The organism is Nonomuraea sp. NPDC050733 (genome assembly GCF_040654215.1).
Taxonomy (GTDB): Bacteria; Actinomycetota; Actinomycetes; order Streptosporangiales; family Streptosporangiaceae; genus Nonomuraea.
This window is the reverse complement of record NZ_JBFAHO010000046.1, coordinates 42306-59525: the sequence shown is the minus strand read 5'-3', so window position 1 is coordinate 59525 and position 17220 is coordinate 42306. Positions and strand designations below refer to the sequence as shown.

The following is a 17220-nucleotide window of genomic DNA, read 5'->3' as shown; positions in this document are numbered from 1 at the left end:
GGCGGCGCCGGGGGGACCTCGATGTCGCCGTAGTCGATCAGCGGGTGGTGGCGCATGAGCTCCTTGCGCGAGCTGAACCGCGAGTCGGCCAGGACCGACCGGACCAGGTCGTAGCCGGTGACCAGCCAGCCCTGGTGCCCGTCGGGGAAGGGGAAGCGGCTGATCGGGCTGTGCTCACGGGCCTGGGTCAGCTCCTTGGGCGGGTCGAAGGGACAGCCGGGCTGACGCGTGGTCGGCATCGCCGTGAGGGTGTGGACAAAATCGTTCATGACCTTTCCTTTCGATGTGCAGGCACGCGGCCGACCTAGGAGATCTTGCGGCGGTAGGTCCTCATGGCGAAGACGTACGCGACGACGAGGATGCCGACACACCAGGCGAGGGCGACCCAGATGTCGGTGCCGACCGGCTGCCCGGCGAACAGGGCGCGGATGGCGTTGACGATGGAGGTCACCGGCTGGTTCTCGGCGAAGGCGCGCACCGGGCCGGGCATGGTGGCGGTGGGCACGAACGCCGAGCTGAGGAAGGGCAGGAAGATGAGCGGGTAGGAGAACGCGCTCGCGCCTTCCATGGTCTTGGCGGACAGGCCGGGGATGACGGCGATCCAGGTCAACGCCACGGTGAACAGGATCAGGATGCCCGCCACCGACAGCCACGCCAACACTCCCGCCCCCGAGCGGAAGCCCATGAGCAGGGCCACGAGCATCACGACCCCGAGCGAGATCAGATTGGCGACCAGCGAGGTCAGCACGTGCGCCCACAGCACCGACGACCGCGCGGTCGGCATCGACTGGAAACGCTCGAAGATGCCGCCCTTCATGTCCATGAACAGCCGGTACGCGGTGTAGGCGATGCCCGAGGCGACGGTGATGAGCAGGATGCCGGGCAGCATGTAGTTCACATACGAGTCCGACCCTGTTCTGATCGCTCCGCCGAACACGTAGACGAACATCAGCATCATGGCGATCGGCATGATCGCGGTCGTGATGATGGTGTCCGGGCTGCGCGTTATGTGGCGCAGGGACCGTCCCAGCAGGACGGTGGTGTCGCCGAAGAAATGCTTGCTCATCGTTGTTCCCTTTGCCTTCGTTGTTCCTATGCCTTCGTGGTTCGTCAGGCCTTGGTGCCGACGAGGGTGAGGAAGACGTCCTCGAGCGTCGGCTGCTTCTCGACGTATTCGACCTTGGCGGGCGGGAGCAGTTGCTTGAGCTCGGACAGGGTGCCGTTGACGATGATCCGGCCCCCATGGAGGATCGCGATCCGGTCGGCGAGTTGTTCGGCCTCGTCCAGGTACTGCGTGGTGAGCAGCACCGTCGTGCCCCGCTCGGCGAGCTCCCTGACGGCCTGCCACACCTCGATGCGAGCCTGGGGGTCGAGCCCGGTCGTCGGCTCGTCGAGGAAGATGACCGGCGGATCGCCGATCAGGCTCATCGCGATATCGAGGCGGCGGCGCATGCCTCCCGAATACGTCGCCGCCTTCCGCCCGCCCGCGTCGGTCAGCGAGAAACGCTCCAGCAGGTCGTCGGCGATCCTGCCTGGGTTCTTGAGGTGCCGCAGCCGGGCGACCAGCACAAGGTTCTCCCGCCCGCTGAGGATCTCGTCCACGGCGGCGAACTGCCCGGTGAGGCTGATCGACTCGCGCACGTCCGCGGCCTGCGTGGCGACGTCGAAGCCGTTCACGCGGGCCGTGCCCGCGTCGGCCTTGAGCAGCGTGGACAGGATCTTCACGGCGGTGGTCTTGCCCGCTCCATTGGAGCCGAGCAGGGCGAAGATGCTGCCCCGCGCCACCTCGAAGTCCACGCCGCGCAGCACGCGCAGCTCCTTGTACGACTTCTCCAGGCCGTGCACCTGGATCGCCGGGGCTTGCTGGGTCGTCATCACTCTGTCCTGTCTTGTGGTGGGGTGGTGTCACCGGCGGCGCGGGCGATGGCGCTGGTGAAGCGGTTACGTTCGCGGGCCCGGTACTGGCCGAGGGGGTAGTCGGTCATGAACGTCTCGACGAACAGCTACTTGGTGTTGCTGACTACCGGTACAAAGTAGCACTGACTACTGCTACCTAGCAACACCGAATAGCTGAGGTGCAAAGCGGAAGCTTGAGCTGTGGGTGCGGGCGGCCTGATCGTCGTTCTCGAGCAGGTCCGTCATCCCTTGGGCGAAGACAGGCTCCGTCGGCTCACCGGAGAGTTCGATCGTCGCGGACGAGGCGAGAGCGCCCGCGCACGAGGCGCAATCGCTGAACTGTTCATGGCATCCACCATCACCGAAAGCGCTGATACCGGCCCGTTGCCGTGCTGACACGGCCGCTGACACGACACCGCAGCAGACCTACTCACCGCCGGGACATCCGCCGGCCTGACACGCCCCTCCAGGGGCGGTTCGGCGTCCACTGCACCCTCCCCGACGTCTTCGCGGATCGGGGTTCCGTTCGCCGTGCTCTGCTGCAGCGGGCGCGGCCCCGGAGGGGGTGTTCCAGCATCCTCCCGGGGCCCCTCCAAGTGGACGCGCCTGCTCGCGGCACCGGCGGGAGCCCGTCCCAGGTGACGCCGGCGTCGTGGCAGGTCGCCTCACGGGTGCGGGGGCGCCCACCAGCCGAGCGCCGCGGGCGACCGCGACGGCGGCTTCGATGGGAGACAACCGGCGCAACTCGGCGCGCGCAGCGCCAAGCAGACTGTCGACCGTCAGGGGTCCGATTCTCTGCTTCGGCTCACCCGGCGAAGAACTCCGTCAGCGCCGGTCGACGGGTGTTACTTCTCGGCCGTGCCGGGTTTCCGGCTGATGGACTCCTGATAGATGTCCGCGTAGGTGCGCGAATCCTTGATCAGATCGTCGCAGAAGGCAGCGACATCGGTGCCGATGAGTTCCAGGACCCCCTTGCCGGCCGCGACGCCCTCCTCGAAGAAGTCGACGATCCCTGAGAGCAGGGACCCGTCAATCAAGTCGATCGGCCCGACCTTGAAGAAGTACCTCTGAATCTCCTTGTAGACGATCTGGTAGTCCGGCGGGAGCGCCTTGACCCGTGCCATGTGCGCCCGCCACTGCTTCTTGCCCTCGATGATGTCTCGGATGCCCACGTCAGCCTCCCAGCCGGCCCAATTTCCTCGCGACGTTCCTGTTCAACTGCTCGCGCCACCGGTCGCGATAGCTCCGAGCCCCTTCTCCGCCGGCCAGCGCCGCGCAGAAGCCCCCGATGTCGTCACCCAGCACCTCGTGAATGCTCTGCCCATCGGCCGCTGTCTCCTCGAGCAGCCCCAGAGCACCGTCGAAAATCGGCATCAGGTTTCGGCCGGTGAAATCCCCGTAGGAGAAGAGATGACCTTTGATCTCTTCCCACGCCGCCCGGTGGTCGGTCGGCAATGCCGCGGCCCGAGCCTCGAACGCCTTCCATTCCCTGGTGAGATCGCTGCCTGTGATGGTCTCCCAGAAGTTCATCTCCCGCCCTCCTTGAGCTTCTCGATCCGTGATGAGACGTACTTCCATTTCGCCCAGAACGTCGCCAGTTCTTTGCGTCCCGCGTCGTTGAGCGCATAGAACTTGCGCGGCGGGCCCTGCTCGGAGGGTCGTTTCGTCACCTGGACGAGCCCGTTCTTCTCCAGCCGGAGCAGGATGGTGTAGACCGTCCCCTCGACGACATCGGCGAAGCCGAGTTCGTTCAGCCGGCGCGTGATGGCGTACCCGTAGGTCTCCTCGCTGCCGATGATCTCAAGCACGCAGCCCTCCAGCGTGCCCTTCAGCATCTCCGTCAGGTCGTCCATCGTGGGTCCTCTTCGGTCTCCTGGTACTTTGTAGTACCGAGTACCACTATAGAGTATCACAGAGTAGTGAGCCAAGGCCCAGAGAGCTCGGCGACGGTCAGCTCTTCCAGATCGCCGGGATCACGCAGAGCTACATTGCCCCTGGTGACGGCGACCCGAGCGTCGGGCCCCCTGGGCGTACGGGTCCAAGGGGCCCGGCCCGTTGACTGAGCGGGTGAAGTCGGCTTGGCCTCGTCAATCCGCGGTCTGCCCGCCGCAGAACACCTCCTGGACGAGCCTGTCCACCAGCTTCTGGTAATCCTTCGCCGGGCCCCTTGTGGCTTCATCCACCCAGGTCACGGAGGCGGTCAGGGTCTTGCTACCGTCAGGTGAGCTGTACATGAACGCCCCGTAGCCGTGCGGGGGGCTGCCGTTGTGCTGGTAGACGGTGCCACAGCCTGAGCCCAGGTCCTGCACGAACAACCCGAGGCCGTAGCCCATCTTCGGATACGGCTTGCGCATCTCGGCCAGCAGGTTGGCCGGCAGGAGCTTGCCGCCGTTCAGCGCGGAGATGAACGTGTGGAGATCCTGGGTGGTCGAGATCAGGTCACCGGCACCGGCCAGCAGGGAGAGGTTCTGGCGCGAGATGTCGATCGTCTTCTGCCGGCCGGCGTCCTCATACCGGTAGTAGCCATGGGCGTGCGGCCCGGGAAGCTGCGTCCGGTTGCCCGCCACCATCGTGCCCCGCATCTTGAGCGGCCGCAGGATCCGCCGCTGCACCTCCTCGGCGTACGAGCGGCCGGTGACCTTCTCGATCAGCAGCAACGCCAGCGTGTAGTTGGTGTTGGTGTAGATCTGGTTCGTCCCCGGCTCGAACCGCGCCGGTTTGGACAACGCCAGCCGTACCAGCTCTTCGGGCCGGTAGCTGCGGAACCGGTTGTCCAGCCACGCCTTGCCCGCGGCGGAGATCCCCGGCACGTACGTCCCGTCAGGGTCGAAGTCACCGGTGTAGTTGAACAACCCGCTGGTGTGCTGCAACAGCATCCGTACGGTGATCCGTCGGTCCAGCCCGAACTCGGGCAGGTAGTCGTCCGCCGGGGCGTCCAACCCGATCTTGCCCTCGGCCACCAGCTGCAGCATCACGGTAGCGGTGAAGGGCTTGATGATGCTGCCCGCCCAGAACGACCCGTTTGTCGGCGGCTTGGCGCTTTGACCCAGCTTGCGCACCCCGGCGCTGCTGACCCACTCGCCCTGCTCATCGTGCACGCGCACCTGCACCCCGGCGAAACCGGCATCGACGAACGCCTGCGTGGCCTGCTGCAGCTCCGGACGGTCCTGCCCGGCAGCGGCCTTCAGCACGGCCGTGCTGCTGTCCGCGGCGGCCATCCCGGGTGCGGTCACAGCCGTCCCGGCCAGCAGCGCGGCCGCCAGCGCCGTGACCGCCACACGCCGCAGGACCTTGGTCTGCGTGATCGCTGGTGAGGATTGGATTTTCATGGTTACTCGTCTCTGGTGTCGCGCTCGGGCGAACAGCTCGCCGAGCGATGCGGGATCGATGGGGATGGGGGCGGCCGGGTGGCAGGTAGGCGTCTGCGTGCTCATCAGCCCACCTACCGGCGAGTCCCAGGCGTGCTTACGGTGCTCAGCCCCGGCTACTGAGCGGGCTCAGCGGCGGCGGCCGGCTCGGCCTGCCCACCGCCGAACACCTCCTGCACGAGCCTCTGCGTCGCCTTCTGGAACGCCTCTGCCAGGGACAGCGCTGCGTCGTCGACATAGTTCAGCGCGGCGGTCAGGGTCTTGCCGCCGTCGGGCGTGCTGTACATCAGCGCCGCGTGGCCCGCCATGCCGCCGTTGTGGGTGATGACGGTGCCGCCGCCCGGCACGTCCTGCACGAACACCCCCAGGCCGTAGCCGGCCTTGGGCTCCGGCGTGCACATCTCGGCCAGCAGCGCCGCCGGCAGCAGCTTGCCGCCCACCAGCGCGGAGATGAACGTGTGCAGATCCTCGGTGGTGGAGATCATGTCACCGCCGCTGGAGATCCAGGACGGGTTCTGGAGGGTGACGTCGACCGTCTGCTGCTCGCCGGCCTCCTCGTAGCGGTAGTAGGCGTGGGCATGCGGCTCGGGGATCTCCGTCTCGGTGCTCGGCGCCATGGTGCCCGACAGTCCGAGCGGCCCGAGGATCAGCCGCCGCATCTCCTCGGCGTAGGTGCGGCCGGTGACCTTCTCGATCAGCAGCCTGGCCAGCACGTAGTTGGTGTTGGAGTAGCTCCAGTCCGTCCCCGGCTCGAACCGCGCCGGCTTGGACAACGCCAGTTCCACAAGCTCCTGCGGCCGGTAGGTGTGGAACCGCTTGTCCACCCACTCCCTGCCCGCGGTGGTGGCGGGGATCCCCGGCACGTACGTCCCGTCGGGGTCGAAGTCACCGGTGAAGTTGAACAACCCGCTGGTGTGCTGCAGCAGCATCCGTACGGTGATCCGCCGGTCCAGCCCGAACTCGGGCAGGTAGTCGTCCACCGGGGCGTCCAGCCCGATCCTGCCCTCCGCCACCAGCTGCAGCACCACGGTCGCGATGAAGGTCTTGGTGTTGCTGCCGATCCGGACATGCCCGTCGGCGGGCGGCTCGGCGCTCTCGCCCAGCTCGCGCACCCCGGCGCTGCCAACCCACTCGCCCCGCTCATCGTGCACGCGCAGCGACACCCCGACGAAACCGGAATCGACCATCTCCTGGATGAGCTTCTGCAGCTCCGGGCGACCCTGCCCGGGAGCTGCCGTGATGCTGTCCGGGGTGGCCACCCGGGGCGTGGCCGAAGCGGCGTCGAGGGCCTCGGTGATCTTGCGGGCCATCTCGGCCATGGTGGGGCTGGGCGCCCCCTTCTGGCTCCGGGCGGCTGCTTCGACAGCGACGAGGACGGTGCGGCGGAAGTTGTCGGCCTCTGCCGCCGCCTGCTCCTTCAGCAGACCCATGGACGCCGTCAGGGCCGGCAGCACCTGATCGGCCAGTTCGGCCACCGACTTGCCGTACTTCACACCCTTGGGCGCCTTGGTGAGCACGTGCCCGACCAGACCGGTCGCGGAGGTCAGGGCGATGGAGCCTTCGGTTCCGGCCTTGTGGGCCGAGCCGGCGGCACCAGCGGCGGACATCAGCGAGACGGCGCCCCACGCGGCGATCCGCAAGGTGGACTTGTCCTGGTCGGTAAGGGTGATGGACATGATGGTGTGCTCCTTCAAGTTTGATGGGGAACGTGCGGGCGAGGGTTGACGGGTGGGGACTCGGGCTCAGTCGTCGATGGCCTGGTAGAGCGTGGTCCAGAAGTCGTGGCTGAGCCGCATGGAATCGGGGGTGGAGGCCCCGACCTGGGTGAGCAGGATTCCGGTGAGCTGGTTGGCGGGGTCGGCGTAGGTCGCGGTGCCGCTTCCGCCGTCCCAGCCGAACTGGCCGATGGGCGCGTAGTCGCCTCGGCAGGTGCGCACCGCCATCCCGAAGCCCCAGCCGTCACGGAGGTGAGCTCGACGTGGCCCAGGTCCCAGCTCCGGGGCCGCAATCGCTGGACTGTTCATGGCGTCCACAATCGCCGCCCGCTCTGATACCGGGCCGTTGCCGTCCTGACGCCGCCGCTGACACGACACCGCATGGGCGGCCACGCTCATTCCCGTCAGGCGCCGAACATCTTTGCCGCCTCGGTGCCCTTGGCCTGGTTCTCGGTGACGTAGGGGCGTAGTTCGCGCTCGTAGGCGGGGAATGCGACGGTGTGGCCGCCCGCCGTCTCCGCCAGGCGGGTCGCCAGCAGGTGGGCGCCGATCAGGGCCTGGGAGGTGCCCATGCCCGCCGTCGGCGCCGCACAGTATCCGGCGTCGCCGACGAGGACGACGCGGCCGTGCGACCAGCGGTCCATGACGATCTGGCAGGCGGAGGAGAAGAAGAAGTCGGGAGCCAGTCGCATCTCCTCCAGCAGCCGAGGCACCTCCCATCCCTCGCCGGCGAGGCGCTCACGGACCAGGCGTTCCTGCGTGTCGCGGTCGAGCCGGTCGATGTCGGGGGACTCTGTGGCGAACGACAGGCTCACGGTCATCCTGTCGGGATCGCTGGAGCTGAACACGTAGACGGCCCTGCCCGGCGCGCTGTACAGCAGGCCCTGGCGGCGGAGGCCCAGCCGGTTGCCCGTGGTGTAGCCGACGCCCGACATGCCCAGGTGCTGCACGAAGTCGCGGTGGGGACCGAAGACGTGGCGGCGTACGTTGGAGTAGACGCCGTCGGCCCCGATCACCAGGTCGAACCGGCCCCCGGCCGCCTTTTCGAATTCGACGCTGACGCCGTCCTCGTCCTGGTCGATCGCGGTGATCGAGTCGTCGAAGACGTAGGAGACGTCGTCGGCGGTGATGCTGTGCAGAATGCGCGTCACATCGGGTTTGAGCACCTCCAGGTCGCCGGCGAACGTCTCCGCGGGCAGCTCACCGGTCGGCTTCCCGTCGCCGTCGACCAGCGTGATCGCGCCCATCCCGGTGGCATGGTCGCGCATCTGCGACAGCAGGCCCATGCGGTCGAGGACGCCGATCGCGTCACCGCGGAAGTCGACCGCGTATCCGGTGCCGCGCAGCGCGGCGGCGCGCTCCACCACGGTCACCGCGTAGCCCTGCCGATGCAGCCAGTACGCCAGCGACATGCCCGCGACACCCGCACCCGAGATCAGTACTTCTCCGCTCATGTGTACTCCTGTCCTGTACGTCACGAGACCTGGGGAAATACTGATCGACGGCGTTGATACATTCGCCTATATGGCCTCTATGCGCTTCTCGCTCCTGGGCCCGGTAGAGGTCAGCGCCGAAGGACACGTGCTGGGCGGAGCTCCCCGGCATCGCGCGATGCTCGCCTACCTCCTGCTGAACGTGGGAAGCACGGTGACCACGGACCGGCTGATCGAGGCGATGTGGGGGCCGACCCCTCCAGAAACGGCCAAGGCACAGATCCAGGCGTCGGTGATGGCGGTACGCCGGATGCTGCGCGCGGCGCAGGCCGAGAACATTCTGCAGACGCGTCCCGCCGGCTATGCCGCGGTGACGGAGCCGGCTCAGGTGGACGTCCACGAGTTCAGGCGGCTGACCGCGGGCGACAGCGACGAGATCCGCCAGGCGCTCGCGCTCTGGCGCGGGCAGGCGCTGGCCGACGTGCAGGCCGACTATGTGCCCGCCACCAGGGCCCTGCTGGAGGAGCAGCGGCTGACGGCCGTCGAACGGCTGGCGGAGCTGGAGCTTCAGGCGGGGCGGCATGCCGTACTGCTTGACGAGCTAGCCGCGGAAGTGGCCGGCCACCCGCTGAGGGAGCGCCTGCGCGGGCAGTACGTGCTGGCGCTGCATCGATCGGGACGGCAGGCGGAGGCGCTGGCGGCCGCGCGCGACTATCGGACGACGCTGGCCGAGCAGCAGGGACTGGACCCCAGCCGGGAGTTCGCGGCCGTCGAAGAGGCGGTGTTGAGAGACGACCGGCCCACGGTGGTGAGTTTCCTGCCGTATGACGTGCCCGATTTCGCCGGGCGCCAAGCCGAGCTCGAGCGGCTCGCCAGGCTGCCCGACGGGGTGAGCGTGGTCGCGATCGACGGCATGGCGGGCATCGGCAAGACCACACTGGCCGTACACGCGGGACACCTGCTCGCCGAGCGCTTCCCCGACGGCGCGCTCTTCGTCGACCTGCAGGCCCACACCGTCGGCCGCGATCCCGTCGATCCCGGCGAGGCGCTGGAGATCCTGCTGCGCCAGCTCGGCGTGCCCGCGGAGCGCATACCGCCAGGGACCTCGGAACGTGCCGCGCTGTGGCGCGCCGAGCTGTCGGGGCTGCGCGCCCTGGTCGTCATCGACAACGCCGCCGACACCCAGCACGTCAAGCCGCTGCTCCCCGGCGGTTCGGGCAGCATGACCGTAATCACGAGCCGGCGTAGGCTGATCGACTTGGATGGCGCCCACGCCGTATCCGTCGACGTGCTGCCAGAGAGTGACGCGGTCGAGCTGTTCGCCGGCGTCGTCGGGCCCCGTGCGCGGCAGGAGCCCGCCGCCGTCGCCGAGGTCCTGCGCCTGTGCGGGTTCCTGCCGCTGGCCGTGCGCATCGCCGCCGCGCGGCTGCGCCACCGTCCCCGGTGGACGGTGGACTACCTCGCCGGTCGGCTGCGCGACCAGAGCCGCCGTCTGGCCGAACTGACCACCGCGGAACGGGGCGTCGCGGCCGCCTTCGCGCTGTCGTACGAGCAGCTGAGCCCCGACCATCGCAGCATGTTCCGCCTGCTCGGCCTCCACCCCGCCCAGGACATCGACGCCCATGCGGCCGCCGCGCTCGCCGACCTGACCGTCACCCGTGCTGAGTCGCTCCTGGAGGACCTGCTGGACGCCCACATGCTCATCCAGCAGGAACCGGGCCGCTACACCTTCCACGACCTGCTGCGCGACCACGCCAGGTCAGCGGCCGACCTGGAGGAGCCGGACGAATCCAGGAAGGCCGCCCTGACCCGGCTCTTCGCCTTCTACACGCACGTCATGGGCGTGGCCGCCGACCTCAAGTACCCGGACAGGGCACTGCCGACTCCGCACGAGCCCCCGCCGGGCCTGGAGATTCCGCCCCTGTCCGACCGCGCCGAGGCCGCGGCCTGGCTGGACGCCGAGCTGCCCGTCCTGCTGGCCGTCGGCGCGCACGCGGCGGAACACGGCTGGCACACGCACGCCTTCTTCCTGTCCACGACCATGTTCCCCTTCCTGGAGGAACGCGGCCGCCGCGGCGCCGCACTCACACTCCATCTCCAGACCCTTCCAGCGGTACGGCGGGCGGCCGACCTGCGGAGCGAGGGCCGCACCCTCGCCGACCTGGCCAGAACCCACCACGCCATAGGAAACGTGGCCCAAGCCGCCCGGTACGCCCGCGAGGCGATCACCACCTGCCGGGCGGCCGGCGACCCGGAGGGCGAAGCCGCGGGACATCATTTCCTGGGCCACTCCCTCGAACGCCAAGGCGACGCTCATGGCGGCCAGGACCACTACCAACAGGCACTGGAACTCTTCCAGGCGGCGGACAACCGCGTCGGTATGGGAGTCCTCCTGACAGACCTCGGCGAGATCCACAGGCAACTGGGCGAGCCAGACCTGGCCCGCGACTACCTGGAGCAGGCCCAGCGGATCAACCATCAGATCGGCGGTCCGGCAGTCCTCTGGACCACCCAGCTCACTCTTGGCAACCTCCACAGCGCCGAAGGCGAGCACGACGCCGCTCGCCGCGCCTTCGAGCGCGCCTACGCGATCAGCCGCGACCTGGGCCCGCACCTGCAGGCGGAGACCCTCAACGCCCTGGGCGCCGCCGCACTCACCATGGGCGACCACAACCAGGCCCTCATCGATCACGACGCCGCACTCGCCCTGGCAACGGAGATCGACGACCCCCACGAGGCCGCCCACGGCCATCTCGGCCTGGCCAAGGCCCGTCACGCACTCGGCCACACTGCCCTGGCCCGCACACACGCCCAGGCGGCGCTCGTCCTGCTCGAAGAACTCGACAACCCCGCCGCCGACGCCGCCAGAGCCCTCCTGTGAGGAGATCCTTTACATGTTCATGGACATGTTCGCGCCCGTTCGGGACGAAGAGGTTGTGGGTTCAAATCCCACCACCCCGACATAGTTGCCGCAGGTAGAAGGCCGCTTCCGAAGATCGGAAGCGGCCTCTCTCGTGTTCTGCGTGACCATGCCGCCGGTTTCGTGGCCGGCTCCTCATCCATGTAGGCGTGGTTGCGTGGGCAGGACGCCGGGCCTCGGCCCTGCGGTCCTCCCAGTGCTTGATCTTGAGGGTCGGCGCGAGCTGTGGCTACAGTTGCGGCGGCTGGCGGTCGAGTGCGGCCAAGGCTGGCCAAAACCTGGAGGAGCACAGGAATGCGAAGAACTTGGCCGGTGGCGTTGGTAGCCCTCGCCACGGTTGTCATGGGCGGCGCGACGCCGGCGAGTGGCGACGCGGTCGATCCGGCAACCGGCTCGACGACGGCAACGGCAGCGGTCTGCGGCAGCTCGTCGCTGAACGGCCCGACCACACCGCCCGCCGGCGCGGTCGTGGTCCCCGCGGGCGACAACAGCGGCGTGGACTTACGCAAGGCGAACACCACGTACTACTTCGAGACCGGCACGCACACGCTGGGCACCGGCGAGTACGCCCAGATCAGGCCCGGCAACGGCGCGACCTTCATCGGCGCGCCCGGCGCGGTACTGGACGGGAAGCGGCTGAACCGGTACGCGTTCACCGAGCAGGCGACCGGCGTCACGATCCAATACCTGACCATCACCGGGTTCGTCGCACCGCGCGACCAGGGTGTGGTCAACCACGACTCCGGCGACGGCTGGGTCGTGGAGCACAACACGATCCGCAACAACTCCGGCGCGGGGCTGATGGCCGGGGCCGCGAACAAGATCCGTGGCAACTGCTTGAAGGACAACGGGCAGTACGGCCTGAACGCGTACAAGGCCGGCAACACCATCACCGGCCTGGTCGTCGCGGACAACGAGTTCACCGGCAACAACACCGAGGACTGGGAGCACCAGGAACCTGGGTGCGGATGCACCGGTGGCATGAAGTTCTGGGCGGTGAACGGCGCCGACGTGACCGGCAACTGGGTCCACGCCAACCACGGGCCGGGGGTCTGGGCGGACACCAACAACAACGACTTCCTCATCGAGAACAACCTCATCGAGGACAACGAGTCGCTCGCGATCTTCTACGAGATCAGCTACAACGCCATGATCCGGAACAACACCATCCGCGGCAACGCCTGGGCCTCAGGTGCCGAGCGGGCGGCGAAGGGCGACCCGTTCCCCGAAGCGGCGATCTACCTGTCCGAGGCGGATGGTGAGCCCCGTGTGAAAGCGCGGACCAGCAAGATCGAGATTTCCGGCAACCGGCTCGAGAACAACTGGGGCGGGATCACCGCGTGGGCGAACGCCGACCGGTTCTGCAACAGCCCAGCCTCGACGACCGGCGACTGCACGCTGATCGTCGGGCCGACCAACACCTCGAAGTGCTCGGCTCCTGCCATCGCCAGCGAGCCGCTCTACACCGACTGCCGCTGGTGGACGAAGAACGTCGACGTCCACCACAACACGTTCTCCTTCGACCCCAGTGCCGTCAACGGCGGCTGCCCGACGGAGTACTGCGGGCACACGGCCCTGCTGTCCAACTGGGGCACGTACCCGGACTGGTCGCCGTACAAGGGCGCCGTGATCCAGAAGTCGATCGTCCACGAGTCGCACAACTCCTGGCACGACAACACCTACACAGGACCGTGGCAGTTCAGGGTCGCCGACATGGGCACTCGCGTCTCGCCCGCGCAGTGGGTCGGCCCCCAGTACGGCCAGGACGCCGGCAGCACGTTCGACGGCGGCACGCCCGTCCCGCCGCCGATCACCGAGCACGACTTCGAGTCCGGCACGACGGTCTCGCCCTACACCCCGTGGTACGGGGCCGGCGTGGCGCACCAGACCGGCGACGCGCATGGTGGCACCGGCTCGCTGCAGATCACCAGCACCCAGGGGTCCGGCAGCGCGGTGGCGCTTGACAACTTCCCCGGATACAGCGGTGTGGTCGCCGGTACGAGCTACAAGGTGTCGCTGTGGTACCGGGAGGCGGTGGCGACCATGCCTGCCGTCACGTGGAACGTGCGGTGGCGCGACGAGTCCGGCACGCTGCTGCGCACCGACGCCATTCCCCTGGCCCGGAAGACCGCCTGGACCGAAGCAGCCGGCACGTTCACCGCGCCCGCGGGCACGACCCGCGTCGACTGGACCTTCGTCTGGAACGCGACCAACGCCGGACCCGCGTTCCAGATCGACGATGTGGCAGTGCGTACCGGGTAGCTTGAGCGAAACATGAGCCCCGGTGACGGCGCTTTGCCCGCCTTCCCGGCACGCTGACGCGCGAAAAAGCGGCTGCGACACGGAAGCCCGTGTCGCAGCCGCTCTGATGAGTGCATCCGCCGAGAAGGCGCGTGAAGCACACGTCCAGCCGGTGCGACCGTCTGAATACCACCAAGCCGATGAGCAGAGACGCGCCGATCCCGAAAGAAGAAGGTGCGCGGCAGAATTCCATTGATGGCCGGCGATTCGACGCGGGAAACAGCAATCCCTGTGCGCCGGTGAGCGCGGTGGCATGGCCCTGGCCGGTCGGACGGCCTCGCCGGACCGGGCTGCCGGATTGCGGCCCTAGGTGTGCGCTTTGCCATTATGTGGAGCTATTTGGGCGTTTTTGATGGCATATGCTCAGTAATCATGAGCGTTCTGGTGCGCAACAACGTCAGAGTTTCCGGCCGGCCGGACGGCAAGCCGCTCGTGTTCGCCCACGGCTTCGGTTGCGACCTGAACATGTGGCGCCTCGTCGCGCCCGCCTTCGAGGACGCGTACAAGGTCGTGGTGTTCGACTACGTCGGCGCCGGGCGGTCCGACCTGTCGGCCTACACCCCCGAGCGCTACTCCAGCCTCCACGGGTACGCGCAGGACGTTCTCGACATCTGCCACGAGCTGGACCTCACGGAGGTGAGCTTCGTGGGTCACTCCGTGAGCGCCCTCGTCGGCGTGCTCGCCGCCAACGCCGAGCCGGACCGCTTCGCGAACCTGGTGCTCGTCGGCCCCTCACCCCGCTACGTGGACGACGACGGCTACGTCGGCGGCTTCAGCGCCCAGGACATCGAGGAGCTGCTGGAGTCGCTCGACAGCAACTACCTCGGCTGGTCCAGCCAGATGGCACCGGTCATCATGGGCAACCCGGACCGGCCGGAGCTCGGCGAGGAGCTGACCAACAGCTTCTGCCGGACCGACCCGGAGATCGCCAAGCGGTTCGCCCAGGTGACGTTCCTGTCGGACAACCGCGCCGACCTGGAGAAGTGCCGGACGCGGTCCCTCATCCTGCAGTGCTCGAACGACGTGATCGCACCGGAGGTCGTCGGCCGGTACGTCCACGCGGCGATCCCCGGCAGCGAGCTGGTCCTGATGCGCGCCACCGGACACTGCCCGAACCTCAGCGCCCCCGAGGAGACGATCGCGGCGATCAAGGGCTTCCTGTGACGCGGGGCGCGGGGTCTCCGTGGGCCTGACGAGCGGCTTCGAGGAGCTGTTCGAGGACGCGCCGTGCGGGTTCCTCGTGACGGACGCCGACGGTGTGATCCGCCGGGCGAACCGGACCTTCCTCGCCATGACCGGCCACCGCGCCGAGGACCTGGTGGACCGGGTACGCATCCAGGAGCTGCTCTCGATCGGCGACCGGATCTTCTACGAGACACACTTCGCCCCTCTGCTCACCCTCCAGTCCTCCGCCCGTGAGATCGCCGTCGACTTCCGCGGCGCGGCCGGCGACCGGCTCCCCGCCCTGCTCAACGCCGTCATGAAGGGCGAGCCGCCCGGGCCGCGGGAGATCTGGGTGTGCGTCTTCGCCGCCACGGGCCGGCGCGGCTACGAGCGCGAGCTGCTGCTCGCCCGGCAGCGGGCCGAGCAGTCGGAGAAGGAGGCCCGCGAGCTGGCCGGGGTCCTGCAGGCCAGCTTCGTGCCGCCCACCCTGCCGCACATCGACGGCATCGAGCTGGCGGGCGTCTACGCACCCGCCGGCCTCGGTGAGGAGGTGGGCGGCGACTTCTACGACATGTACGAGACCCGCGACGGCTGGGCGCTGGTCATCGGGGACGTGTCCGGCAAGGGCGTGGCCGCCGCGGTGGTCACCAGCCTGGCCCGCTACACCCTGCGCGCCGCGCCCGCCCGCGAGACCAGCCCGTCGGCGGCACTCGCGGCGCTGCACCGGGCGGTGGTGAAGGAGCGGACCGACCGCTTCGTCACGGCCGCGTACGCCCAGGTGTCGCCCTCGCCCGGCGGAGGCTGCCTGCTCACGCTGAGCCTGGGCGGGCATCCGCAACCGGTCCACCTCACGGGGAAGGGCCCGTCGCGGATCGGCAGCCCCGGTACGCTGCTCGGCATGCTGCGGAAGCTGCGGCTGAGCGACGTCACCGTGGAGGTCCTCCCCGGGGAGAGCGTCGTGTTCTTCACCGACGGCGTCATCGAGGCGCGGCGCGACGGCGAGCTGTTCGGCGACGAGCGGCTGGATCGGGTGCTGGTCGGGTCGCGGGACGAGAGCGCCTCGGGCATCGCCGGGCGGCTCCTGCACGAGGTGTCCGCGTTCCAGTCCGGCGTGCTCAGCGACGACGTCGCCATCGTGGCGCTGAAGGTGCCGGCGGCCCCGCAGGAATCGCGGACCCCGTGAAGGGCGCTCGGCGGGCGTAGGGGCTCAGCGGGATCTGCGGCCCGTGCGGGGGTGCCTGCTCGGGCCGTCCGGCGGCAGGACCTCCATCGACGTCTTGCGGATGTGGTCGTAGACGAGCGAGGTGCGCACGTCGGCGATGTTGCGGTGCCGCGACACGTGGTCGAGCACGAAGTCCCGCAGGTGCCCGGTGTCGCGTACGGCCACCTGGATGATGAAGTCGTCGCCGCCCGACACCACGAACACCGCGAGCGTCTCGGGCAGCGCCGTTATGTACTCGCGGAACCCCTCGACCGCCTCGCGGATCTTCGGGTGCAGCCGGACGTTGATCAGCGCCTGGACCGGGCGGCCGATCGCGGCCAGGTTGACCTCGGCGTGGAAGCCCTCGATCACCCCGTCCGCGCGCAGTGACCGTACGCGCTCCAGGCAGGTCGAGGGGGCGATGCCGATGCGCTCGGCCAGCTCCCTGTTGGTCTGGCGACCGTCGCGCTGGAGCTCGGCGAGGATCGCCGTATCAAGTTCGTCCACGTACGCGCTCCCTGACGAATTTCCGAACTTTCTTCGGAGACAGCGTATTCGCGTTGTCATGTCAGCGGGACATCTGTGATGGTCACTCCATAAGTTCGGAGAAAGGATCGTTCATGACCGCGCTGGCCGACCTCGACCGTCGTCCCGACCTGCCGACCAGGGAGCTCCCGGTCAAGTGGGTCATCGTGATGGACCGCGACCTGCCCCGCGGGCTCCAGGCGAACGCCGCGGCGTGCCTGGCCGCGTCCACGAGCCAGGCGGTGCCGTCGATCCTGGGCTCGGGCGGCGCCGACGCCTCCGGCCAGCCGCACGCCGGCCTGCCGTGGACCGGCTGCACGGTGCTGGCCGCGCCGTCCGCGATCGTCCGGTCCGTCAGGGACGAGGCCGCCCGGACCGCCGGCGTGGCGGTCGCGGACATGGCCGCCATCGCGCAGCGGACCAACGTCTACGACGACTACCTCGCGGAGCTGGCCCGTACCGGGGCCGAGGACCTGTCGTACTACGCCGTGAGCCTGCTCGGGCCGCGCGCGGACGTGGAGCGCCTGACCGGCCGGCTGCCCCTGCTTCGCTAGAGGCGCACATTCGACCGGAGAAGTCAAGGTCGCGCGACAAGGCCCCGCAACCCCTGCTTCGCGAGTGTGTCACCAGGTCACAGGATGATGAACACGCCCTGATGAAGCAGGGATTACCATGATCTCTGCAAGGCGAAGTCAAG

Annotated in this window: 15 protein-coding genes and 1 pseudogene; 5 read left to right on the top strand and 11 right to left on the bottom strand. The window is 68.6% G+C overall.

From position 1 onward, the window contains the following. The 10 genes and pseudogenes from AB0H64_RS39230 to AB0H64_RS39185 all read right to left on the bottom strand — a co-directional run. A pseudogene (locus AB0H64_RS39230) lies at positions 1 to 269 on the bottom strand (cytochrome P450); the annotation flags it as partial. Between the two features lie 35 nt (positions 270 to 304). Next, the gene (locus AB0H64_RS39225; protein WP_357635338.1) at positions 305 to 1066 is read right to left on the bottom strand and encodes an ABC transporter permease; all 762 of its coding nucleotides are present in this window, start codon (positions 1064 to 1066) and stop codon (positions 305 to 307) included. 44 nt (positions 1067 to 1110) lie between these two features. Further along, positions 1111 to 1875, bottom strand: a complete 765-nt coding sequence (locus AB0H64_RS39220) for an ATP-binding cassette domain-containing protein (protein WP_357635335.1) — start codon at positions 1873 to 1875, stop codon at positions 1111 to 1113. An 866-nt stretch (positions 1876 to 2741) separates the two neighbouring features. Next, the gene (locus AB0H64_RS39215; RefSeq protein WP_357635332.1) at positions 2742 to 3068 is read right to left on the bottom strand and encodes a DUF1048 domain-containing protein; all 327 of its coding nucleotides are present in this window, start codon (positions 3066 to 3068) and stop codon (positions 2742 to 2744) included. A gap of 1 nt (position 3069) precedes the next feature. After that, positions 3070 to 3426: a DUF1048 domain-containing protein gene (locus tag AB0H64_RS39210; RefSeq protein ID WP_357635330.1), complete on the bottom strand. Its 357-nt coding sequence runs from the start codon at positions 3424 to 3426 to the stop codon at positions 3070 to 3072. Next, complete coding sequence (locus tag AB0H64_RS39205) at positions 3423 to 3749, bottom strand: PadR family transcriptional regulator (RefSeq protein ID WP_357635327.1); 327 nt, start codon at positions 3747 to 3749, stop codon at positions 3423 to 3425. Before AB0H64_RS39205 ends, AB0H64_RS39210 begins: the two co-directional genes overlap by 4 nt. Positions 3750 to 3983: 234 nt before the next feature. Next, on the bottom strand, positions 3984 to 5225 hold the full coding sequence (locus AB0H64_RS39200) for a serine hydrolase domain-containing protein (protein ID WP_357635324.1): 1242 nt from the start codon (positions 5223 to 5225) through the stop codon (positions 3984 to 3986). Between the two features lie 155 nt (positions 5226 to 5380). After that, the gene (locus tag AB0H64_RS39195; RefSeq protein ID WP_357635321.1) at positions 5381 to 6940 is read right to left on the bottom strand and encodes a serine hydrolase domain-containing protein; all 1560 of its coding nucleotides are present in this window, start codon (positions 6938 to 6940) and stop codon (positions 5381 to 5383) included. A gap of 66 nt (positions 6941 to 7006) precedes the next feature. Beyond that, complete coding sequence (locus AB0H64_RS39190) at positions 7007 to 7201, bottom strand: hypothetical protein (protein ID WP_357635318.1); 195 nt, start codon at positions 7199 to 7201, stop codon at positions 7007 to 7009. 182 nt (positions 7202 to 7383) lie between these two features. Beyond that, on the bottom strand, positions 7384 to 8433 hold the full coding sequence (locus AB0H64_RS39185; RefSeq protein WP_357635315.1) for an FAD-dependent monooxygenase: 1050 nt from the start codon (positions 8431 to 8433) through the stop codon (positions 7384 to 7386). Between the two features lie 70 nt (positions 8434 to 8503). Here AB0H64_RS39185 and AB0H64_RS39180 point away from each other — a divergent pair, with 70 nt between their 5' ends. From AB0H64_RS39180 to AB0H64_RS39165, 4 genes are all read left to right on the top strand, one after another. Further along, on the top strand, positions 8504 to 11293 hold the full coding sequence (locus AB0H64_RS39180) for a BTAD domain-containing putative transcriptional regulator (RefSeq protein WP_357635313.1): 2790 nt from the start codon (positions 8504 to 8506) through the stop codon (positions 11291 to 11293). Between the two features lie 351 nt (positions 11294 to 11644). Beyond that, positions 11645 to 13594, top strand: coding sequence for a right-handed parallel beta-helix repeat-containing protein (locus AB0H64_RS39175; RefSeq protein ID WP_357635310.1), 1950 nt, complete (start codon positions 11645 to 11647; stop codon positions 13592 to 13594). Positions 13595 to 14005: 411 nt separating this feature from the next. Further along, entirely contained in the window at positions 14006 to 14797 is a 792-nt protein-coding gene (locus tag AB0H64_RS39170) for an alpha/beta hydrolase (protein WP_357635308.1), read from the top strand. 19 nt (positions 14798 to 14816) lie between these two features. Next, a complete protein-coding gene (locus AB0H64_RS39165) occupies positions 14817 to 15980 on the top strand; it encodes a SpoIIE family protein phosphatase (RefSeq protein WP_357635306.1) in 1164 nt (387 codons plus the stop codon). A gap of 24 nt (positions 15981 to 16004) precedes the next feature. Here AB0H64_RS39165 and AB0H64_RS39160 read toward each other — a convergent pair whose 3' ends face one another. Next, a complete protein-coding gene (locus tag AB0H64_RS39160) occupies positions 16005 to 16505 on the bottom strand; it encodes an Lrp/AsnC family transcriptional regulator (protein WP_357635304.1) in 501 nt (166 codons plus the stop codon). Between the two features lie 113 nt (positions 16506 to 16618). Here AB0H64_RS39160 and AB0H64_RS39155 point away from each other — a divergent pair, with 113 nt between their 5' ends. Continuing rightward, the gene (locus AB0H64_RS39155) at positions 16619 to 17077 is read left to right on the top strand and encodes a DUF2000 domain-containing protein (RefSeq protein ID WP_357635301.1); all 459 of its coding nucleotides are present in this window, start codon (positions 16619 to 16621) and stop codon (positions 17075 to 17077) included. Positions 17078 to 17220: the final 143 nt, after the last annotated feature.

Bases quoted from the DNA above. Each gene is read 5' to 3' on its own strand.
- AB0H64_RS39225 (WP_357635338.1), bottom strand. From the start codon at position 1,066: ATGAGCAAGCATTTCTTCGGCGACACCACCGTCCTGCTGGGACGGTCC.
- AB0H64_RS39220 (WP_357635335.1), bottom strand. From the start codon at position 1,875: ATGACGACCCAGCAAGCCCCGGCGATCCAGGTGCACGGCCTGGAGAAG.
- AB0H64_RS39210 (WP_357635330.1), bottom strand. From the start codon at position 3,426: ATGAACTTCTGGGAGACCATCACAGGCAGCGATCTCACCAGGGAATGG.
- AB0H64_RS39205 (WP_357635327.1), bottom strand. From the start codon at position 3,749: ATGGACGACCTGACGGAGATGCTGAAGGGCACGCTGGAGGGCTGCGTG.
- AB0H64_RS39200 (WP_357635324.1), bottom strand. From the start codon at position 5,225: ATGAAAATCCAATCCTCACCAGCGATCACGCAGACCAAGGTCCTGCGG.
- AB0H64_RS39195 (WP_357635321.1), bottom strand. From the start codon at position 6,940: ATGTCCATCACCCTTACCGACCAGGACAAGTCCACCTTGCGGATCGCC.
- AB0H64_RS39185 (WP_357635315.1), bottom strand. From the start codon at position 8,433: ATGAGCGGAGAAGTACTGATCTCGGGTGCGGGTGTCGCGGGCATGTCG.
- AB0H64_RS39180 (WP_357635313.1), top strand. From the start codon at position 8,504: ATGGCCTCTATGCGCTTCTCGCTCCTGGGCCCGGTAGAGGTCAGCGCC.
- AB0H64_RS39170 (WP_357635308.1), top strand. From the start codon at position 14,006: ATGAGCGTTCTGGTGCGCAACAACGTCAGAGTTTCCGGCCGGCCGGAC.
- AB0H64_RS39155 (WP_357635301.1), top strand. From the start codon at position 16,619: ATGACCGCGCTGGCCGACCTCGACCGTCGTCCCGACCTGCCGACCAGG.